At 52.7% G+C, this 18,655-nt stretch carries 17 protein-coding genes; 10 read left to right on the top strand and 7 right to left on the bottom strand.

The features are described from left to right. The first annotated feature begins 63 nt into the window (after positions 1–63). The 6 genes from bcsE (at position 64) to A0G03_RS11675 (ending at position 8,639) form a co-directional block, all read left to right on the top strand. Complete coding sequence (bcsE, locus tag A0G03_RS11700; protein ID WP_048263196.1) at positions 64–1,653, top strand: cellulose biosynthesis protein BcsE; 1,590 nt, start codon at positions 64–66, stop codon at positions 1,651–1,653. Then, positions 1,653–1,871, top strand: coding sequence for a cellulose biosynthesis protein BcsF (gene bcsF, locus A0G03_RS11695; protein ID WP_080965276.1), 219 nt, complete (start codon positions 1,653–1,655; stop codon positions 1,869–1,871). The genes bcsE and bcsF overlap by 1 nt, the downstream gene beginning before the upstream one ends. 1 nt (position 1,872) lies before the next feature. Next, positions 1,873–3,519: a cellulose biosynthesis protein BcsG gene (gene bcsG, locus A0G03_RS11690; RefSeq protein WP_048263189.1), complete on the top strand. Its 1,647-nt coding sequence runs from the start codon at positions 1,873–1,875 to the stop codon at positions 3,517–3,519. 471 nt (positions 3,520–3,990) lie between these two features. Continuing rightward, positions 3,991–5,139, top strand: a complete 1,149-nt coding sequence (locus A0G03_RS11685; RefSeq protein ID WP_048263408.1) for a HAMP domain-containing protein — start codon at positions 3,991–3,993, stop codon at positions 5,137–5,139. A 317-nt stretch (positions 5,140–5,456) separates the two neighbouring features. Continuing rightward, on the top strand, positions 5,457–6,749 hold the full coding sequence (locus tag A0G03_RS11680; protein ID WP_048263187.1) for a dicarboxylate/amino acid:cation symporter: 1,293 nt from the start codon (positions 5,457–5,459) through the stop codon (positions 6,747–6,749). A 393-nt stretch (positions 6,750–7,142) separates the two neighbouring features. Continuing rightward, positions 7,143–8,639 carry a M16 family metallopeptidase gene (locus A0G03_RS11675; protein ID WP_048263185.1) on the top strand — a complete coding sequence of 499 codons (1,497 nt, stop codon included), beginning with the start codon at positions 7,143–7,145 and terminating at the stop codon, positions 8,637–8,639. A 72-nt stretch (positions 8,640–8,711) separates the two neighbouring features. Here A0G03_RS11675 and kdgK read toward each other — a convergent pair whose 3' ends face one another. Then, positions 8,712–9,644, bottom strand: coding sequence for a 2-dehydro-3-deoxygluconokinase (kdgK, locus tag A0G03_RS11670; protein ID WP_048263184.1), 933 nt, complete (start codon positions 9,642–9,644; stop codon positions 8,712–8,714). 168 nt (positions 9,645–9,812) lie between these two features. Then, a complete protein-coding gene (gene yhjD, locus A0G03_RS11665; protein WP_048263182.1) occupies positions 9,813–10,829 on the bottom strand; it encodes an inner membrane protein YhjD in 1,017 nt (338 codons plus the stop codon). Positions 10,830–10,966: 137 nt separating this feature from the next. Here yhjD and A0G03_RS11660 point away from each other — a divergent pair, with 137 nt between their 5' ends. After that, the gene (locus A0G03_RS11660; RefSeq protein ID WP_048263180.1) at positions 10,967–12,169 is read left to right on the top strand and encodes an MFS transporter; all 1,203 of its coding nucleotides are present in this window, start codon (positions 10,967–10,969) and stop codon (positions 12,167–12,169) included. Positions 12,170–12,204: 35 nt separating this feature from the next. Here A0G03_RS11660 and A0G03_RS11655 read toward each other — a convergent pair whose 3' ends face one another. Together A0G03_RS11655 and A0G03_RS11645 are read right to left on the bottom strand one after the other, a co-directional pair. Next, positions 12,205–12,771 (bottom strand): DcrB family lipoprotein, encoded by a 567-nt coding sequence (locus A0G03_RS11655; RefSeq protein WP_011095818.1) that lies wholly within the window; start codon positions 12,769–12,771, stop codon positions 12,205–12,207. Positions 12,772–13,071: 300 nt separating this feature from the next. Next, positions 13,072–13,749 (bottom strand): 7-cyano-7-deazaguanine/7-aminomethyl-7-deazaguanine transporter, encoded by a 678-nt coding sequence (locus A0G03_RS11645; protein ID WP_048263178.1) that lies wholly within the window; start codon positions 13,747–13,749, stop codon positions 13,072–13,074. A 216-nt stretch (positions 13,750–13,965) separates the two neighbouring features. Between A0G03_RS11645 and tusA the strand changes: the two genes are divergently transcribed. Beyond that, positions 13,966–14,211, top strand: coding sequence for a sulfurtransferase TusA (tusA, locus tag A0G03_RS11640; protein WP_011095816.1), 246 nt, complete (start codon positions 13,966–13,968; stop codon positions 14,209–14,211). Positions 14,212–14,412: 201 nt separating this feature from the next. On the opposite strand, the gene A0G03_RS11635 is transcribed toward tusA, so the two are convergent. Beyond that, positions 14,413–16,779 carry a zinc/cadmium/mercury/lead-transporting ATPase gene (locus A0G03_RS11635; protein WP_048263176.1) on the bottom strand — a complete coding sequence of 789 codons (2,367 nt, stop codon included), beginning with the start codon at positions 16,777–16,779 and terminating at the stop codon, positions 14,413–14,415. 91 nt (positions 16,780–16,870) lie between these two features. Beyond that, on the bottom strand, positions 16,871–17,500 hold the full coding sequence (locus A0G03_RS11630; protein ID WP_048263174.1) for a lysoplasmalogenase: 630 nt from the start codon (positions 17,498–17,500) through the stop codon (positions 16,871–16,873). Between the two features lie 192 nt (positions 17,501–17,692). On the opposite strand from A0G03_RS11630, the gene A0G03_RS11625 reads away from it, so the two are divergent. Continuing rightward, a complete protein-coding gene (locus A0G03_RS11625) occupies positions 17,693–18,013 on the top strand; it encodes a DUF1820 family protein (protein ID WP_011095813.1) in 321 nt (106 codons plus the stop codon). Beyond that, the gene (locus A0G03_RS11620; protein ID WP_048263172.1) at positions 18,013–18,372 is read left to right on the top strand and encodes a DUF2500 domain-containing protein; all 360 of its coding nucleotides are present in this window, start codon (positions 18,013–18,015) and stop codon (positions 18,370–18,372) included. Before A0G03_RS11625 ends, A0G03_RS11620 begins: the two co-directional genes overlap by 1 nt. A 3-nt stretch (positions 18,373–18,375) precedes the next feature. Here the strand turns inward: A0G03_RS11620 and A0G03_RS11615 are convergent, their stop codons facing one another. Further along, positions 18,376–18,651, bottom strand: a complete 276-nt coding sequence (locus A0G03_RS11615) for a DUF1145 family protein (protein ID WP_167389298.1) — start codon at positions 18,649–18,651, stop codon at positions 18,376–18,378. Positions 18,652–18,655: the final 4 nt, after the last annotated feature.

Genomic DNA, 18,655 nt, shown 5'->3' with positions numbered 1-18,655 from the left:
GGGGCTGCTAGAGTTTATTTTGATTGGTTAGTTGCCGCCATTAACGGAAAAGAAAATCAGTCTATGAAGCAGAACTTTTCATTAGGTATTCGTCACCTTTGGGATGAGCTGGCTACGCTCCAGCAGGCTGGCTTTTATTGGGTAAATATTGATCGACAGGTTGATGCTGCATTATTTTGCCAGCAGGTCATACATAGCCAAAATAACGACGCGAGAGTGGCGTTAATAGGCTGTGGGGAACGATCTGACGCCCTGCTGACGGCGTTGTTTACTAAAGAAACGAATACTACTGAATTAAAACAATTACCCTGCTATGTAATTCCTGAAAATAAAGCCGCATTGCTGAATTTAACCGATGATTTAATGCGTGCATTGCGCCCAAAAAATCGGCTGTTGGTGCTTTATGCACCGGCTAGCCTATGGCGGGATATTTCTCCGGAGAGGCTACAGCGCTGGGTGGATGATACGGCGGCATGGCTACATCAGCGCCAGTGTACGCTGGTGGTTCTCAGTCATAGCAGTGGCGTGACCCGTCTGAAAAATATGCTGATCTCCCAACATCGCGGGCTTTACGGTTTGGCCAGCCTGCAATGGCAGCAGGATCGCGCGCAGTATCTGGTGTCATGGTGGGCAACGGAGAGAGGCGTACGGGCGAATAAGGTGCAGATGTTGCAACCCGATAATGACGGCTGGCAAATGCTGGCGGAAGAAGAGCCAATCCTCACGCCGTCTCTGAATGACGATGGGCTCTTTTTGATGGAAAAGAGCGTGATGGAAGGTGCCCCTGCGCTGTCAGAAAATTGGCAGCTACTGGACGACAATGCCATCTTGGTACAAACCGGCATGCTGACGAATGCCGCCACTCTCGTTTTTGCACTCAATCAAACCAGTCAGGTGGATACACTTGTCAAACAGGTTCATAGCCTGCGGCGGCAGCGTGGCGAATTGCTGAAGATTGTGGTGCGGGAAATGAAGCCCTGCCTGCGCGCCAGCGACGAGCGCCTGTTATTGGCGTGTGGCGCAAACCTTATTGTCTCCCATTCAGAACCGCTATCTCGCTTCCTGACGCGGGTTGAAAGCGTGCAAGGGCAGCGCTTTACTAAACATGTTCCTGTCGATGTCGAGGTTCTGCTGACCACCATGCGGCCGCTGCAGATTAAGGGTTACCAGCCTCCTGAGACATTTCGGCAGTCTGTGCAGATGTTGATTGATAGTACGTTGATGCCTGAAGGCAGCAAAGGCGTGCTGGTGGCATTGCGTCCTGTACCGGGGGTGCGAGCGGCGCAGGTGTTGACGCTGTGTACGCTGAGGCGTTTTGGTGATGTCGTCACGATCGCGCAGGGTCGTCTGTTTTTATTCCTGTCCAATTGTCGTCTGAATGAATTGGATATCGCGTTGAAATCTATCTTCCGTCTGCCAGTGGATGAAGTGTTCAGCAATCGGATTGTGTGGTCACAGGATTTACAGATTCTGGCGGAGATCAAATCGTTGGCGCAGGACAGCACGTCCGGGCGGGAACAGCAGATTAACGATTATGTGCAATTGCAGCAGACTGAATCTGCACCGCGCAGTCAGACAGCGCGGCGTGAACCTATTGCTATTGATTTGTTGGAGCCTGATTTACTGACTCGTGCACCGGGAGAACTATCATGATGAACCTGATTGATATCGTTCAACTGGTGTTATTGAGTGCGGTCATCTTCTTTACGCTTGGCTATCTGGCACACCGTGTGATCCCCCACTGGCTTCAGTATTGGAAAAACAGGCTTTTGTCGCCGCGCTATCTGAAGCCTGCGAGTGTCTGGATGCGTAGCCCTTCTTCAACAAAGACGGTCTCAACCAAGCCGACTTCAGCAGAGACTAAAAAATAAAATGGACGAAAAAACACGTACGCAAGAACAGCAGAACCTATGGCGTTATTGGCGTGGTCTCGGTGCCTGGAATTTGTATTTTTTGCTGAAGTTTGCCCTGTTATGGTTTGGGTACCTGAATTTTCATCCGCTACTTAATCTCGTGTTTCTGGCGTTTCTGCTGTTTCCTATCCCCAATGTCACGCTGCACCGCTGGCGTCATATTATTGCTATCCCGCTCGGTATCGGGCTTTTTTACCACGATACCTGGCTGCCGGGCATCAACAGCATCCTTAGTCAGGGAACGCAGGTTGTTGGCTTTAGCGCCGCTTATTTGCTGGAGCTGTTAAATCGCTTCATTAACTGGCAAATGGTCGGTGCAGCGGTGGTGATTACCGTGGCTTATCTGTTTTTCGCGCAGTGGATTCGCATTACGGTGTTTACCGTAGCGGCACTGGCGTGGTTAAACATCGTCAATCTGGCGGGTCCCGCGGTGTCGCTGATGCCAGCGACATCGACGGCGTCCACAACATCGGCAGCGGCTTCCCCAACTGGTGGAGGCACTGCGCTGCCCGAGGCGACATTACCGCCAACGAACGCAAACCTAACGGCGTATCTCAATCAATTTTATACGCGAGAAAAAGCGCGAACCACGGCGTTTCCCGCCACGCTGCCGCAGGATGCGCAGCCTTTTGATCTCCTGATTATCAATATCTGTTCGCTAGCATGGTCGGACATAGAAGTGGCGCAGTTGGAAAATCATCCGCTGTGGAGGAAATTCGATATCCTGTTCCGTCAGTTTAATTCCGCTACCGCGTATAGCGGGCCGGCGTCAATTCGCCTACTGCGGGCAAGCTGTGGTCAACAGTCCCACACTGATTTGTACCAGCCGGTGAATCAACAGTGTTACCTGTTCAGTAACTTGGTGAAGCTGGGCTTTGAAGAACAACTGATGCTCGATCATTCCGGTGTCTTTGGAAATTACCTGCGTGAGGTGCGTGAAGAGGGCGATATTCAGATCCCGATGCTGTCGCAGGAGGGCATTAGCCACCAGATTACCTCGTTTGACGGCGAGCCGATTTATAACGATCTGGAACTGTTAAACCGTTGGCTAGGCGAGCGAGGTAAAGCGACGACGGCGCGTAACGCCACCTTCTTTAACCTGATTCCGCTGCATGACGGTAACCGCTTTGTTGGAAGTAATCAGTCGGCTGACTATGCGCCACGCGCGAAGATTTTGTTTGATCAACTGGATGCGTTTTTTGACGAGTTGCAAAAGTCTGGTCGCAAAGTCATGGTGGTCGTTGTGCCGGAACACGGCGCGGCGCTGGCCGGGGATAAGATGCAAATGTCTGGGCTGCGTGATATTCCCAGCCCGAGCATCACGCATATTCCTGTCGGCGTGAAGCTGTTTGGCATGCAGGCACCGCATCAGGGCGATGCGCTGGAGATTACGTCCCCGAGCAGCTATATGGCGATTTCGGAACTGGTAGCGCGGATGGTGGATGGCAAAGCATTCACCGCGCCTTCTGTAGACTGGCAAACGCTAACGAGCGCACTGCCGCAAACGGAAGCGATCTCGGAGAATGAGAACGCTATCGTGATGCAATATCAGGGAAAACCCTACATTCGTTTGAACGGCGGAGACTGGGTGCCTTACCCGCAATAACGTCAACCGCCATAACATAGTGCCAATCGTTTAAGCATCGAGATACACGGGGCGACAACAGGGGGGAACCTCCTCCTGTGTTTCCCCTAAAAACGGGCAGTATTAGCCCGTTATCACACGTCCTATCGGGTCGCAGCCCACCCTTCTTCAGCGCTCGTTATCTTCGCTCCGCCTCTAAATAGCCACGCTAGCTTATGCAAGGGATATATCCTATTCTGAGGCCGCGTTACGGCTGTTACCTAAGCTTGCTTAGGATTAAGATGAAATCCCCAGAACATCAGCAGAAAACAGCGTTGAGGCGACGATAAGCTGCCTTATACTATTCACGCGCGTAACTTGCGCGTATCGCGGCGTGCTTTTCGCGCGGTGTATTGCCTGCCTGTTTTTATCGGGTGGGTCAGGTATTCAGGTCTGCATAAAGGTTGACGGAGAAAGCGCTTGCGGCTCAGACGTTCATTAACGATTAAACAGATGACAGCCGTGTCTGCCGTGGCACTGGTGACGATCAGCCTGTTTATCGTCATACAGCTCTTTCACTTCGTTCATCAGCGCCGTGAGGATTATGCCAAGCAGTTGGAAAGCATCGCCTATTCCGTGCGTCAACCGCTGACGGATGCGGTGTTACAAGGGGAGGTTCAGCGAGCGGGTAATATTCTGGATAGCTTGCTGCCGGTCGCCTTTCTTAGCCGGGCAGATGTACTGCTGCCGGATGATTTCCAGACGCTGCACGCCAATTTCCCGAAAGAACGTCCGGTGCCGGACTGGATCGCCCGCGTTTTTAAGCTGCCGATCCGCATTTCTATTCCGCTCTATTCGCCGCCGCAGACGCAATATTCAGCTCCGCTTGCGCATCTGGTCTTGCAGGCGGATTCCTACCGGATGTATCAATTTATCGTCAGCACGTTTTCAACCATGCTGGCGACGTATCTGCTGCTGGCATTGATTATGTCGATCGCCATTACCTGGTGCATTAATCGGCTGCTGATACACCCGCTGCGTGGGATTATTGTCGAATTACAGAATCTACCGCCGGATGCCGTGCTTCACCGTCCACTCACGCTGCCACCTTGGCATCAGGATGATGAGCTGGGCGCGCTGGTGCGCAGCTATAACCGCAATCAACAACTGCTGGAGCAGTCACTCTCTTCCAGAAATACCGATGCGGGGTTGCCGGATAAAGCGCATTTCATACGACGCCTCGAACAGCGTTTGGCCGATGGCATCCCGTTCAGTCTGTTGGTTTTTGGGCTAGATTCCTCAGCCAGCCAGAGCGATATGGCCACGTTGGCTAAGCAGCTTCACGCCGTGATCGAAGAACAAAATGAGGCAGGGCTGATCTATCTGGCGCGCCTCGATTGTGATGAGTTTGCCATCATCGGGAAGACGTTGGGATCAACTGAGCAAGCGCAGGACTGGGCGCAAAACGTGATGTTGGCGATTAACTCTCCCTTTTTACCAGCGGACTCCCAGCCTGCACGGGCTATCAGCGCCGGTATTCTGACGATTACCGACCCTCGACCCGAGGAGGCGGCGCTGTTCTTGTCGCAGACGCGTTTTGCCATGCAACTGGCGCGGCGCGATAAAAAATGCGGTATTCATCATCTCACCACGCCTTCCTGAGCCTTCACAGGTAACGGAAATGTTATTTTTCGTAGATGTGTTTCCTGAACGCGACTTCCCCGTATGGCGGGGCTTTGAGGACGTTAATCGAAGTTTCCCCGCTGCAAAAATGTGCATCTGTTACAGATAAATTGCACTAATGTTTCTTTATAATTCCTGCTGACGTGATTCAGCTCTTGTTTTTAACCTGTTGTTCACAAACTAAACTTATAAAACATTCTCAGCTTGTTATTGCAATGTTACTTTTCGGCGCAATCACAGGCGGCATTTTCGTACCCTATTCCCCTCCTGTGTTTTCCCCACCATAGGACGTATGTATGAAAACATCAATTTTTAAAAGTCTTTATTTTCAAGTTCTTGCCGCCATTACGATAGGGATACTGTTGGGGCATTTCTACCCCCAGCTTGGTGAGCAAATGAAGCCGTTGGGCGATGGGTTTGTTAAATTAATTAAAATGATTATTGCGCCGGTTATCTTCTGTACGGTAGTAACCGGTATCGCAGGCATGGAAAGTATGAAGTCGGTCGGTCGTACTGGTGCGGCCGCCCTGCTGTATTTTGAAGTTGTGAGTACGATTGCGCTGATTATTGGCCTGGTCGTGGTCAACGTCGTACAACCTGGCGTAGGTATGAACATCGACCCGAGTACGCTTGATGCGTCCGCGGTGGCGGTTTATACCCAACAGGCTTCGCAACAAGGTTTGATTCCGTTTCTGATGGACGTGATTCCGGCGAGTGTGGTCGGTGCATTTGCCAGTGGTAATATCTTGCAGGTTCTGCTGTTTGCTGTGATGTTCGGCTTTGCGCTGCACCGCTTGGGGCCAAAGGGCAAAGTTATTTTTGATGTAATCGATAGCTTCTCCAAGGTCATTTTCGGCGTCATTAACATGATCATGAAATTAGCTCCTCTGGGTGCGTTCGGTGCTATGGCTTTCACCATCGGTAAATATGGTGTCGGTACGTTGGTGCAGTTGGGGCAACTAATCCTCTGCTTCTACATCACCTGTATTCTGTTTGTATTCCTGGTGTTGGGCAGTATTGCGAAAGCAACGGGCTTCAGTATCTTCAAATTCATTCGCTACATACGTGAAGAACTGCTGATCGTGCTGGGCACGTCCTCTTCTGAATCCGTGCTGCCACGTATGCTTGAGAAGATGGAGAAGGTCGGTTGTAAAAAATCGGTCGTCGGCCTGGTTATTCCTACGGGGTACTCGTTCAACCTTGATGGCACCTCCATCTATCTGACGATGGCGGCAGTGTTTATCGCTCAGGCGACTAACAGCCACATGGATATCTGGCATCAGATCACGTTGCTGGTTGTGCTGCTGCTGTCTTCTAAAGGTGCAGCGGGCGTAACGGGAAGTGGGTTTATCGTGCTGGCAGCAACGCTGTCTGCCGTGGGTCACCTGCCTGTTGCCGGTCTGGCGTTAATTCTGGGTATTGACCGCTTCATGTCAGAAGCCCGTGCGCTGACCAACCTGATTGGTAACGGTGTTGCAACCATCGTGGTAGCAAAATACTGCCGTGAGCTGGATGAGAAGAAACTGAACGCTGAGCTGTCCGGTAACAATAAGAACGATAACGCGGCTACGCCGACGGCGCAGTCGTAATTCCAGTAAGCCGTTATCGTTCCAGCGTACTGTTCTATGTCCTAGATAATTCCCTGCGGGTTCTGCTCCGTGGGGAATTTTTTGTCTGTAAGCTTTTTGTCTGTAAATGTTTTGTTTATAAACACGTCGAATCAAACCGTTTTCCTCTCTATTCTTAATCGGCATGAAACGTAAAAATATTGTTAAATATGACTATTTTTACCTTTTTTGCAGATTATTTCGCCTCTTGAAGTGACATAGACAAAAGCGCGCTGTCCAATGGAATGGTACACTTCGCGTCTTCAATTTTTTCCGTGATATATCCACGAGAGTGTGCGGTGGCAGACGCAAGGCCGCCATAATGATCAACAATAACCACATTATTATGTTGGATAGCTATTAGTAGGGGTTCACATGCAGGGCACCAAAAAGGCGCTTTTCGTTGGTGGTTTGTTGCTGGCGGTGATCAGCAGCAGCGTGCAGGCTGAAACACTACAGCCCGATCCAGCCTGGCAGCAGGGTAAACTGAATAATGGTTTTACCTGGCAGTTATTAACAACGCCACAGCGCCCCGGCGATCGGGTTGAGCTGCGTCTGGTTGTTAATGCCGGATCGTTGCTGGAAAACGCCCAGCAAGTGGGCTTTGCACATTTCCTTCCTCGTCTGGCCTTAGCGCCTGGCGATAAGCTGTCCGCAGCTCAGTTACCGTCCATGTGGATTCGGGATGCTAACGGCTCGCGCGTCCTGCCTCCGATAATTATTTCGTACGACTTCACGTCGTATAACCTGAGCTTGCCGAATAACCGCCCCGAACTGCTGAAAGAAGCGCTGACGTGGCTGGCTGAAAGTGCAGGGCAGATGACGTTCGACGAAAAAAGCCTACATGCCGCGTTGAAGGTTCCCGATCAGGTTGTCACCTTTCCGGTTAACTCACAGGATCCGAGCTGGCGCTATCGCCTGAAAGGGTCGCCACTGCTGGCGCACGATCCTGCTCAGGACGTCAAATTGCCGCTGAATGGCGAGCAGCTCCAGCAATTTTATAAAACCTGGTATACGCCAGATGCGATGACGCTTTATATCGTCGGTCATGTGGATAATCGCAGCGTGATCGAGCAGATCGGTAAAGTGTTCTCCCCGTTGGAAGGGAAACGCGAAGCGCCAGCACCGGTACCGACATTAAGCCCGCTGCCGCCGCAGGCGATCAGCCTGATGAATAACAACGTCCAGCAGGATACGCTGTCGCTGATGTGGGATACGCCATGGCATCCTATTCGTGAATCGCAGGCACTGGTTCGCTACTGGCTGGGCGACATGACGCGGGAAGCGATGTTCTGGCATCTACAGCAGGCGCTGGAGAAGAGCCCGCTGAAGGGCAACAATCTCCGTTTCGACTGCAATGTGTTTTATACCCGTTCTCAGTGCGCGATTCATATGGATGTTCCGGGTAGCGGGGGTGTGGAGCCGGGCGTGACGTTTATGGCGCGTGAGCTGGCGACGCTACGTGAAAAAGGGCTGACACAGCAAGAGTTTGATGCGCTGATTGCGCGCAAGACGGACGAACTGAACAAGCTGTTCGCCACCTATGCACGAACCAGTACGGACATCCTGATGGATCAGCGTTTGCGCTCCCAGCAAAATGGCGTCGTGGACATTGCACCCGAGCAGTATCAGAAACTGCGCCAGACTTATCTGTCCGCGTTGACGCTCGATATGCTGAATCAGGAACTGCACCAGCAACTGGTACAGGATACGACGCTGATGCTGATCCAACAGCCCGGTGAGCCAGAAGCGAATATGAAGGCGTTGCAGGAGACCTACGACCAGATTATGACGCCAACTGCCGAGCCTGTTGCTAGCGCAGCGGCACCTGAAGGAACAAAACCACAGGAAACCGCGCCCGCTGCACAGTAAATCCGTTATCAGTAATAGAAATAGAAAAGGCCGCGATTGCGGCCTTTAACTTATTATCACGCTACGTATGGTTTACGCAGGCATTGCCTCAAGCGGGATAATCGCGCCACGGTATTGAATGACCGTGCTGGCCGTCAAGTGACCGCGCTCTGCGGCTTCCTGCGTGCTGCCGCCATTCAGACGAACAGCCAAGTAGCCTGCGCTGAAAGAGTCGCCTGCTGCGGTGGTATCGACCACTTTCTCTTTTGACAATTTTATCGCTGGAACATCGACCAGCGCTTGTCCGCGTTCTGATACTATGCAGGAATCAGCACCGCGTTTGATGACGACTTCGCTAACGCCCAAACCGTGCGTCCGCTCCAGCACCGCTTCCAGCGGCTTCGTGCCCCACAGCATGTCTTCATCATCCAGCGTCAGGAACGCGATATCCGTACAGGACAAGATGTCGGTGTAGGACTGCTGCGTTTCTTCCTTGCTCTGCCACAAACGTGGACGGTAGTTGTTATCAAAAATCACTTTACCGCCGTTGGCGCGGCAAGCACGCAGCAGTGCAAGGAGACGTTGACGGCTTTCAGCGTTCAGAATCGCCAGACTGATGCCGCTTAGGTAAAGGTAGTCAAACTGTGCCAGCGCCTGACCGATTTTTTCTGCTTCCGGGCTGTCCAGCCAGTAGCGAGCAGCGGCGTCATTGCGCCAATAGTAGAACGTACGCTCGCCGCTATCGTCGGTTTCAATGAAGTATAAACCGGGCAATTTATTGTCCAGTCGCTGGATCAGGTCGGTTTTCACCCCTTCGTTTTGCCAGGCGGCAACCATCTCGGTACTGAAGCTGTCGGTGCCTAGCGCGGTCACATAATGTACGCCCAGCTTATCGGCATTGACCTGACGGGCAATATAAACAGCGGTGTTCAGCGTATCGCCACCAAATCCACGGTTAAGATCCGTGCCCTTCTGCGACAGTTCGATCATGCATTCGCCGATTACGGCAATGTTAGTAGTTGTCATCACTTTTGGCCTGTTTGAAAAGGTACCCTGCACCTGATGTTTGTTGGGTATAAAAAACGCGGAAATTAACGTCAGTCTCAACATTACGTGAGACTGAGTCAATAGTCTTGAAACGATGTTTTATTTTTTCATGACGCAGATCGGAAAACCAGTGCTTTCCCTCTGCTTTTAGCGATTAGGGGATGGTTCTTTCTCCTGATCATTCTTGTCTGTCGAGATGTCGCCTTTATAGTTCGCTGTCGCGATCCAGGCGGCGCAAAAGAGCGTCAGACGGGCGAAGAAATAGAAGAATGCCATCAGGCCAATAACTGAACCGAACGCGGCGCCAGAAGGCGAACTGGCCAGTTTAGGCAGCGCGACAGTCATGGCGAACTTGATGGCTTCAAAACCGACGGCGGCAATCAGCGTGCCGCGAAAGAGCGCTTTACGCTTGGGTTTATGGCGCGGTAAGACGAAAAATATCCACAGGAATAACAAATAGTTGGCGAAGATGGAGATTGACAGCGCAATCAGCGTCAATGCGGGACGCAACCACTCGATGCCATCCAGCCCCAGCGCGGTTACGATCATGTTTTGCGCGGTGCCAGCAACAGAGGTCAGGAAAAGCGTGATAATTAGCGCAATCACCAAGCCCGTCAGCGACAGGAAATCCCGCGTGTACTGAAAGTAAATCTTCTCTTCATCTTTCGGGTTCCTTTCCCAGACGTCGCGCGATTGGGCGCGAATGGCTTCACGCAGGTTTCCCATCCAACTGATGCCGGAATAGAGAGCGATCAGTAACCCAGTAAGCCCGACGGTGGTACGCTGCTGTACGGCGGTGTTGACGGTACTTTTCAACGTATTGGCCAGATTAGGATCGCTGATACTGTTGACGATACGGTTAATCAGCCCCGTCAGCAGGTCGGGGTTTGAGGCCAGCACGAAACCCACGGCGGCAAAAGACACCATGAGAATAGGGATCAGCGACAGAAAGGAAAAATAGGTAATGGCTGCGCCAAACTGATTGCCCATTCGATCGTTGAAACGTTCGCCCGCTCGAATCAGGTGCGCGACGCTGGGGATCGCCTGAATCCGTGCGGCCAGACGTTTGCTCTTACCCAGAAATGAGAGGGATTTTTGCGGTGATTTATTCCCTTCTGGGGTGGACGATGTTGATTGGCGATCCGGGTCTGCCGGTACAGGCATTGCGTTTCTCCTGTGTTCGGGATTAGTTTATTGAGAGACAAGATATAAGTTTGATTATAACCAACAATATAAGAATGTGACTTTTCGATATTTTTTGAACGTACGTCATACACGGACGTTAAGCGAGTGAATTTTCCATGCCAACACCTTCCCCATCCGAACCGGCGCTGAGCGGCCTGCGCCTTAATTTGCGCATCGTTTCCGTTGTGGCGTTCAACTTTGCCAGCTACCTGAATATTGGCCTGCCGTTGGCGGTGCTGCCGGGATATGTACACGATCATCTTGGCTATAGCGCGTTCTGGGCTGGGCTGGTGATCAGCCTGCAATACTTCTCCACGCTATTGAGCCGCCCGCATGCAGGTCGTAGCGCCGATGAAAAAGGGCCGAAAAAGATTGTCGTCTGGGGACTCGCTGGCGTCATGCTGAGTGGGGTGTTTTACCTGCTGGCTGCTTTTAGCGATGCGTCGCCTGCGATCACGCTGCTGCTACTGTGTCTCGGGCGTGTCGTGCTGGGTGCCGGACAGAGCTTTGCTGGTACAGGTGCAACGCTCTGGGGCGTTGGTGTGGTGGGCTCCCGACATATCGGACGCGTGATTTCGTGGAATGGCATTGCGACGTACGGTGCGATGGCGATTGGTGCGCCGCTCGGCGTCTGGCTGAACCATATCGGTGGGCTAAAGCTGCTCTCTGTGTGCATTATTCTGATCGCAGCCGTGGCGATTATCTTCGCGCTGCCGCGTCCGGCAGTGCAGGTCGCGCCCGGTAAAAAGATTCCCTTCCGTGAAGTGCTGGGGAAAGTCTGGGTTTACGGCATTATTCTGGCGATCGCCTCTGCGGGTTTTGGTGTGATCGCTACCTTTATCACGCTGTTTTATGCCGATCACAACTGGGAAGGTGCAGCGCTGACGCTGACCATTTTCAGTTGTGCTTTTGTCGGTGCGCGGCTGGTTTTCCCCAACAGCATTCAGCGGTTTGGCGGGCTGCGCGTAGCCATGGCGTGCTTTGTGGTTGAGATCGTGGGTTTACTGCTGGTGTGGGGCGCGACGCAGCCGCTAATGGCGGAAGTGGGCGCATTCCTCGCGGGGGCAGGTTTCTCTCTGGTATTCCCGGCATTAGGCGTCGTTGCCGTTAAAGCCGTATCACCACAGAATCAGGGCAGTGCGCTGGCAACCTATACGATATTCCTCGATCTGTCGCTAGGCGTCGTCGGGCCGGTGGCTGGCGTACTGATGGGCTATACCGGAATCGCCTCTATTTATTTGGCAGCGGCGTCGCTGGGGCTATGCGGTCTGGCGCTGACATGGCGACTGACTCAGCGTCCTGTCATCGAACAAGAGTAGCCACCGAAGTGGCTACTGTCAGACGATAACGCCGATTATTTCAGCTTCAGCGTGTGGATGATGCCTTCTGCTTCGCTCTGTGCCTGTTGCTGATTGCTGGCTGGCAGCGTGATCTGCAAAGTCAGCAGTTGGTTTTCCACTTTTCCCAACACCACGGATGAATAAGCCTGCTGTCCGCTGCTGGTGATAATGCTGTCGAGCTGTTGCAGCTTCTTGCCGTCAACGTCGATGGTTTTGTTGGTGACAACCTGAAGGTTGGCGTCACGCGTGCGTTGCTGATCTTCCAGACGCTGCGCCAGCACGGTCAGCTCTTCCGTGGTGTTATCGCCCAGAATCACGATGACCGCTTTCTGCCCGTTGTCATTGGCGTAAACGTGCATGTTGTTCGCCTGTGTGCCCACTTTACCGCTTTGGTCACGCATATCGGCTGGCAGAGTAAACGCAACCTTCCCATCCATTAATTCAATGTTCTGGCTCGCGGTGGCTTCTGCGGCAGGTTTATCTTGTGCGCCCGCTTTTGCTGCGTCATCCGTTTTGCCATCACACGCGGCAAGCAGACCGACAAGCAAACCGACACCGAGGTATTTGATTACATTCGACATGGGATCCCTTTCTCTCGTTTTTTAACAGGTAATATTTTTAAACAGGTAATAACAGTATGGCACCCTATTCAGGTAGCAAAAACAAGCATTTTGTTGTTGCAAACCGTTGTTGGAGCCTGCGTTATTTTTACAAAACGATGAGTGTATGCCCTAAATAATTCGAGTGGCGTGAAGGCGGCAACTGCATGAATCCCCAGGAGCTTATATGAGTAAGTGACTGGGGTGAGTAAAGGCAGCCAACGCACAAGCAGCTTGAAGTATGACGGGAAAAAGGCGGTGTGGATCACCGCCCGATAGGCATTAGTGATGGTTGCTGACGGAGTGATAGTCGGCCGCGCCTTTCTGCTCGCTCAGACGTTTGAGCACCATGTTCAGCATGACGCCGTACATCGGCAGGAAGAACGCCAGACTGATCAACAGCTTGAAGGCATAATCCACCATCGCAATTTCGACCCAGTTTGCTGCCATGAAAGCATCGGTACTGCGGTAAAACGCGATGAAGAAAAAGGCCAGCGTGTCGCTGAAATTACCAAACACGGTTGAAACGGCTGGTGCCACCCACCACGCGCGCTTCTGACGCAGTCTATTGAAGACGTGGACATCCAGAATCTGGCCGAGAACATAAGCCATGAAACTGGCGCAGGCTATACGTGCTACGACGATATTCACCTGGCTTAACACCCCGAACGACTGCCACGAGCCCTGATAAAACAGTGACGAAACCAGATAGGAAATCACCAACGCAGGCACCATCACGGTCAGAATGATACGACGCGCCAGCGGCGCACCGAAAACCCGAACCGTCAGGTCAGTCGCCAGAAAAATAAACGGGAAGGTAAACGCGCCCCAGGTGGTATGAAAACCGAAAATCAATACCGGGAGCTGGACCAGATAATTACTCGACGTAATGATCAGGACATGGAACAACGATAGCCAGATCAGCGCCGTAAGCCGCTGTTGGGGAGTAAAACGATACATAATGTGACCTTTTTGGTTATTGGGGTTAGGGAACCCAAGAAATAACGTGCAGATTTATGCTGCAACGCGGCGGCATAATACGCAATTGTTTCGCTAATGCAATGTGTTTTGCCGAGAAAGGATGGTTGTTTTATGCGCAAACGTTGTCGTCGCTTGCGTAGGGGAATCCTCCGCGTAAACTAAGGCAGTTTTTTGATTCCAGCACTGAGAACGTTGATGACCGATCCCTTTACCAACCCAGATAAAACCCTTGATGCTCAGGGGCTGCGCTGCCCTGAGCCTGTTATGATGGTGCGTAAGACAGTACGCCAGATGGAAACCGGGCAAACGCTGCTGATTATTGCCGACGATCCGGCTACCACTCGCGATATTCCCGGTTTTTGCGTGTATATGGAGCATGAGCTTCTGGCGCAAGAGACTGAACAGGTTCCCTATCGGTATCTGCTGCGCAAGGGCCAATGATACTCGTCATACTTCAAGCCGCAGGTGCGTTGGCTTCTCTTACTCACCCCAGTCACTTACTCGTGTAAGCTCCTGGGGATTCGTGCGATTGCCGCCTGCCTGCAACTCGAATTATTTAGAGTATAAGAGTTACTCAGTGCGTTATTCTGCACGCTGTAGTGTGTTTCTCGATCCTTCAACCAACAGCCAGCAACGGTAATGTTAGTCCTGTTTTCTCAGCAGCCGTAGCGCGTTGGCGGTGACTAACGCCGTTGCGCCGGAATCCGCCAGCACCGCCAGCCACAGTCCGGTAATGCCCAGAATACTGGTGACCAGAAATACCGCTTTCAGCCCCAGCGCGATGGTAATGTTCTGACGAATATTACGCTGCGTCGCCCGCGACAAGCTGATCATGGCTGCCAGTCCAGTCAGGCGGCTGTGGGTTAATGCCGCATCGGCGGTTTCCAATGCCACATCCGTACCGCTTCCCATCGCGATGCCGATAGTTGCGGCTTTCATTGCTGGCGCGTCGTTGATGCCGTCGCCCACCATTGCCACGGGATGCTGTTTACCCAATTCGCTGACCGCTGTGACCTTATCGGCAGGGAGCAGGCTGGCTCGGTAATCGATCCCTAATGTTGCTGCAATAGCCGCTGCTGCGCGGGGATTATCACCTGTGAGCATGACGCCACGAATCCCCAACTGCTGCAAGGCATCCAGCGCTTCACGCGCATCGTGGCGCAGCGTATCGCTCAGCGCCAGCAAACCGAGTAGGGTGTCGTCTTCTTGCACCACCACGACGGTTTTCCCTTCGTTTTCCAGCACATCAATTCGTTGCAGCCAGTCGGCGTCAAGCAAACCGGGCGCGACGCGAGTCGGTGCGCTAACCTGAATCCGCTTGCCGCCTATCGTGCCTTCAACGCCGACACCCGCCAGTGCTTTACGGTTTTCTGCCATCGGGAGGAATGTGCTGCTGGATAACGCATGTTGGACGATGGCCTTGGCGAGCGGATGGTGCGAACCCGACTCCACTGCGGCGGTGCGCGTCAGCAACGCCGTTTCGCTAATGCCCGCTACGGGTAACACGTTTGTCACCTGCGGTTTGCCTTCCGTCAGCGTACCCGTCTTATCAAACGCAATAGTCTTGATATTGCCAAGCGACTCCAGCGCTGCACCGCCTTTAATCAGTGCCCCCCGACGCGTTGCCGCAGCCAACCCAGACGTAATCGCCGCAGGCGTTGAGATCACCAGTGCACACGGACAGCCGATTAACAGCAGCGTCAGGCCGCGATAAATCCACTCTTGCCACGGCTGTGCCAGCAGCAATGGTGGAATCAGAATTACCAACAGCGCCAGCAGCATGATGGCTGGCGTGTAATAGCGGCTGAACTTATCGAGGAAGCGTTCTATCGGCGCGCGGCGCTCTTCTGCTTCTTCTATCAGTTGCAGAATGCGGTCGATGGCGCTGTTGCCCGGCAGTGAAACCACCCGCAACTGTACGACCCGATCGACACACAGGCTGCCAGCGGCAATTTTTTCACCGGGCGTGCGTTCAACGGGAACCGATTCGCCGGTCAGGGCGCTTTCATCAAAGCTGGCATCGCTGTTCAATAGCTCTGCATCGGCAGGGAGCCGTCCACCGGGGGCGACTTCAATAACATCGCCGGGAACCAGACTTGCAACGGGAACGAGGCGTCGCTGCCCGTTGCCGATAACCGTTGCGTCTTCAGGAAGCAGCGCCATCAGTGCCGTTACGCCCCGTCGTGCGCGGTTTGCCGCGTAAGACTCGAGATGTTCGCCCAGCATAAACAGCAGCAAAATGACCGTGGCTTCGGTGGTGGCGCCAATCAAGAGCGCGCCGATGGAAGCTACGCTCATCAGTGTTTCAATCGCGAAGGGCGTACCTGTGCGAATGAGCTGCACCGTTTTTTTCAGTATCGGAATCAGCCCGACAATGGTGGTCGCGATAAACGCGATCTGCCCGCCACGCTCGCTTAACAGGGAGAGTCCCCAGCTTGCAGCAGCCAGCAAAGTGAAAAGTATTAAGAAACCATATTCATGCACGAAACGACGTACGGTAGACGTGTCGGATGGTGCGATGGGGAGTGCGGTGTCCTGCAAGGTGAAGCCAGCTTGCTGAACGGCATGTTGAACCTGAGGGCGAATATCTGTGTAGGCGTCAACAACCAGTTTTTCGGTGGCGAACAGCACTTTGGCCTGTTCAATTCCGGTGAGATTTTTTACTGCATTTTCGATTTTACGTGCGCAGCTGGGACAATCCATCCCGCTGACTTTCCAACTGAAACGCTGGTGGGATCGGGGCCTGTCGCTGTCTCCGCCGTCGGGGTCGTCTGAATCAGCGCTACCGCCGCTGTCTGACGAATGTTGCTCTGTGCCACACGCGGTCTGAACCGAGGCATCGGATGTGTGCTTGGTTGAACAGCAGCTGTGGTCTGCGTGGTTCGAATGCTGCGTGTGTTCATTACAGCAGCTTTTCGCGCTGTGCGCGGTACTGCGTGGCGCGTGGTGAACGCCGTTATTGCAGCATGCTGATTTCTCAGCGCTGTGGTGGTTCTGATGAGAGTGCATATCTTCCCCTTATATTAGTGATTGCCATTCTCATCAGAAACTTTACACCGCCGCTCAATGCTTAGCCAGCCTTTCGTAAACGCCGCGAGCGTTAGAAATAGAGGGAGCGAACGATCAGGAAATGGCCGCCAAAATAGCCCGCAGCCACAATCGCCTGATGGGCGCGGAACGGGAAACGATAATGGTGAATAAGCCAGGCTGCATGGGCGATAAACAGTAGTACGGTGCCCGTCAGCAAGGAGAAATTCGCGTTTGTTCCCAGCGCAAAATACCGTTCACCGGCAATCCAGACCATCAGCGTCGTCATGATGATAAGCGCGCAGGCGGGCCAGCGCTGTGCGTCCAATCGTCCCCAGATAATAGCGAGTAGGATCGCGGCCAGAATGACGAGCGTTAGTGCCAGCGGCCAGAAGAACGTGAGCGCGATTTGTCCGGTAAAAAAGCTAATGGTGTACAGCAGATGGGAGATAAAATAGGCACCAAACGCGTAAAGCAGGCGCTGAGTCGGGAGCAACAGTAGCGTGTCTGCCACCAGCGTTGCCAGTAACCCCAGCACAATCAGATAGCCTGGCACACCAAGTAGCGGCATCTGCCAGGCTAGCGCTAGCAGCAATAGCATCGTGACCGGTTTGAACAACCAACGCTGCCATGTCGGGCCACGATAGCTCGCGTCTACATACAACCAACCAGAAAAAAGCACAGCAATAAATGACCAAAGCATAGCGTGTCCTTTTTGTGTTTTTGTTTGTGTCAGGATAAAAATAAACCGTTCTTTATTTAGTGTAGGGGATTGTGAGGAAGTTAAACAACACGGTGCGAGACGGATGCGCCTTTCGTGAGCTTCATGTTATGTTATCGCCTGTTTTTATTGTAGATGGGCGCCGTGAAGTCTCTGAAGGGAGCGTTGTGTTGAATGAGTAATGAATCCGCACTTTATCGTATTCAATTTATAAATAACGGTAAGAATTACCAGCTTTACGTGCGTGAGTTGGTTCAGGGTAATCTGTTCGGTTTTATTGAAATTGCTGACTTTGTGTTTGATAGCCAATCGACGGTGTTGGTTGACCCGTCAACCGAGAAACTGAAAACGGAATTCTCCGGCGTTAGCCGCAGTTTTATCCCTCTACAGGCGATTATTCGTATTGATGCCGTGACGGAAAAAGGCAGTGCCCGTATTTCTGATTTAGGCGATAACGTTACCGCGTTCCCTTATCTTCCCGGCAAGAAACCCTGATGAATGATTTCCCCTGGCTGTTGGCTTTGGTCGTTGGCGCTATTCTGGTGCTGGCGGCGCGGCAGTATCGACGCCAACGTCATCGGGAAGCGCAGAATGATGCGGCTCCGCTGCGTATTGTGGCCGCAGAGGTGAAACACAAACGCGAATTTCCCCGTACTCGTCGGCGTGCGCGTGAGCATCAGGTGATGGTTGTGGAGGATATGCTGTATGAGGCCACGTTCAGGCCAATTGCTGGCGGCGCAAATATCACGCTGCGCCTCGAAAACGCAGATTATCACCTGCTTGATACGGGTATGCAGGGATCGTTGCAGCTAAAGGGCACGCGCTTTATTCGCTTTGTGCCCCAGCAGAGTTAGCGGTTACGGCTTCGGTGGCTTGGGCTGCTTTTTCTGCCACGCCAGTAGTTCAAACACGCCAAAAAGGAAAATACGTGCCTGAAGCGTCCTGTTTAGCGGGGGGCTGTCCTTCGGCTGACTGGATTTTAACAGCAGCAGTTGAAAACCGTGCATCAGGATCATAAACACCATCGCCACAGTCATGAAGATATTCAACGGCTTGGGAAACGGCTGAATCAGGTTAAGCAACAGAAATCCCCACACGCCCAGCATCAATAATCTGCCAAGGTTAATCAAAATCATC

Origin of the sequence: Pectobacterium peruviense, assembly GCF_002847345.1 — a bacterium.
Lineage (GTDB): Bacteria > Pseudomonadota > Gammaproteobacteria > Enterobacterales > Enterobacteriaceae > Pectobacterium > Pectobacterium peruviense.
The sequence above is the reverse complement of the archived record's forward strand: the minus strand, read 5'-3'. Positions and strand labels throughout refer to the sequence as shown.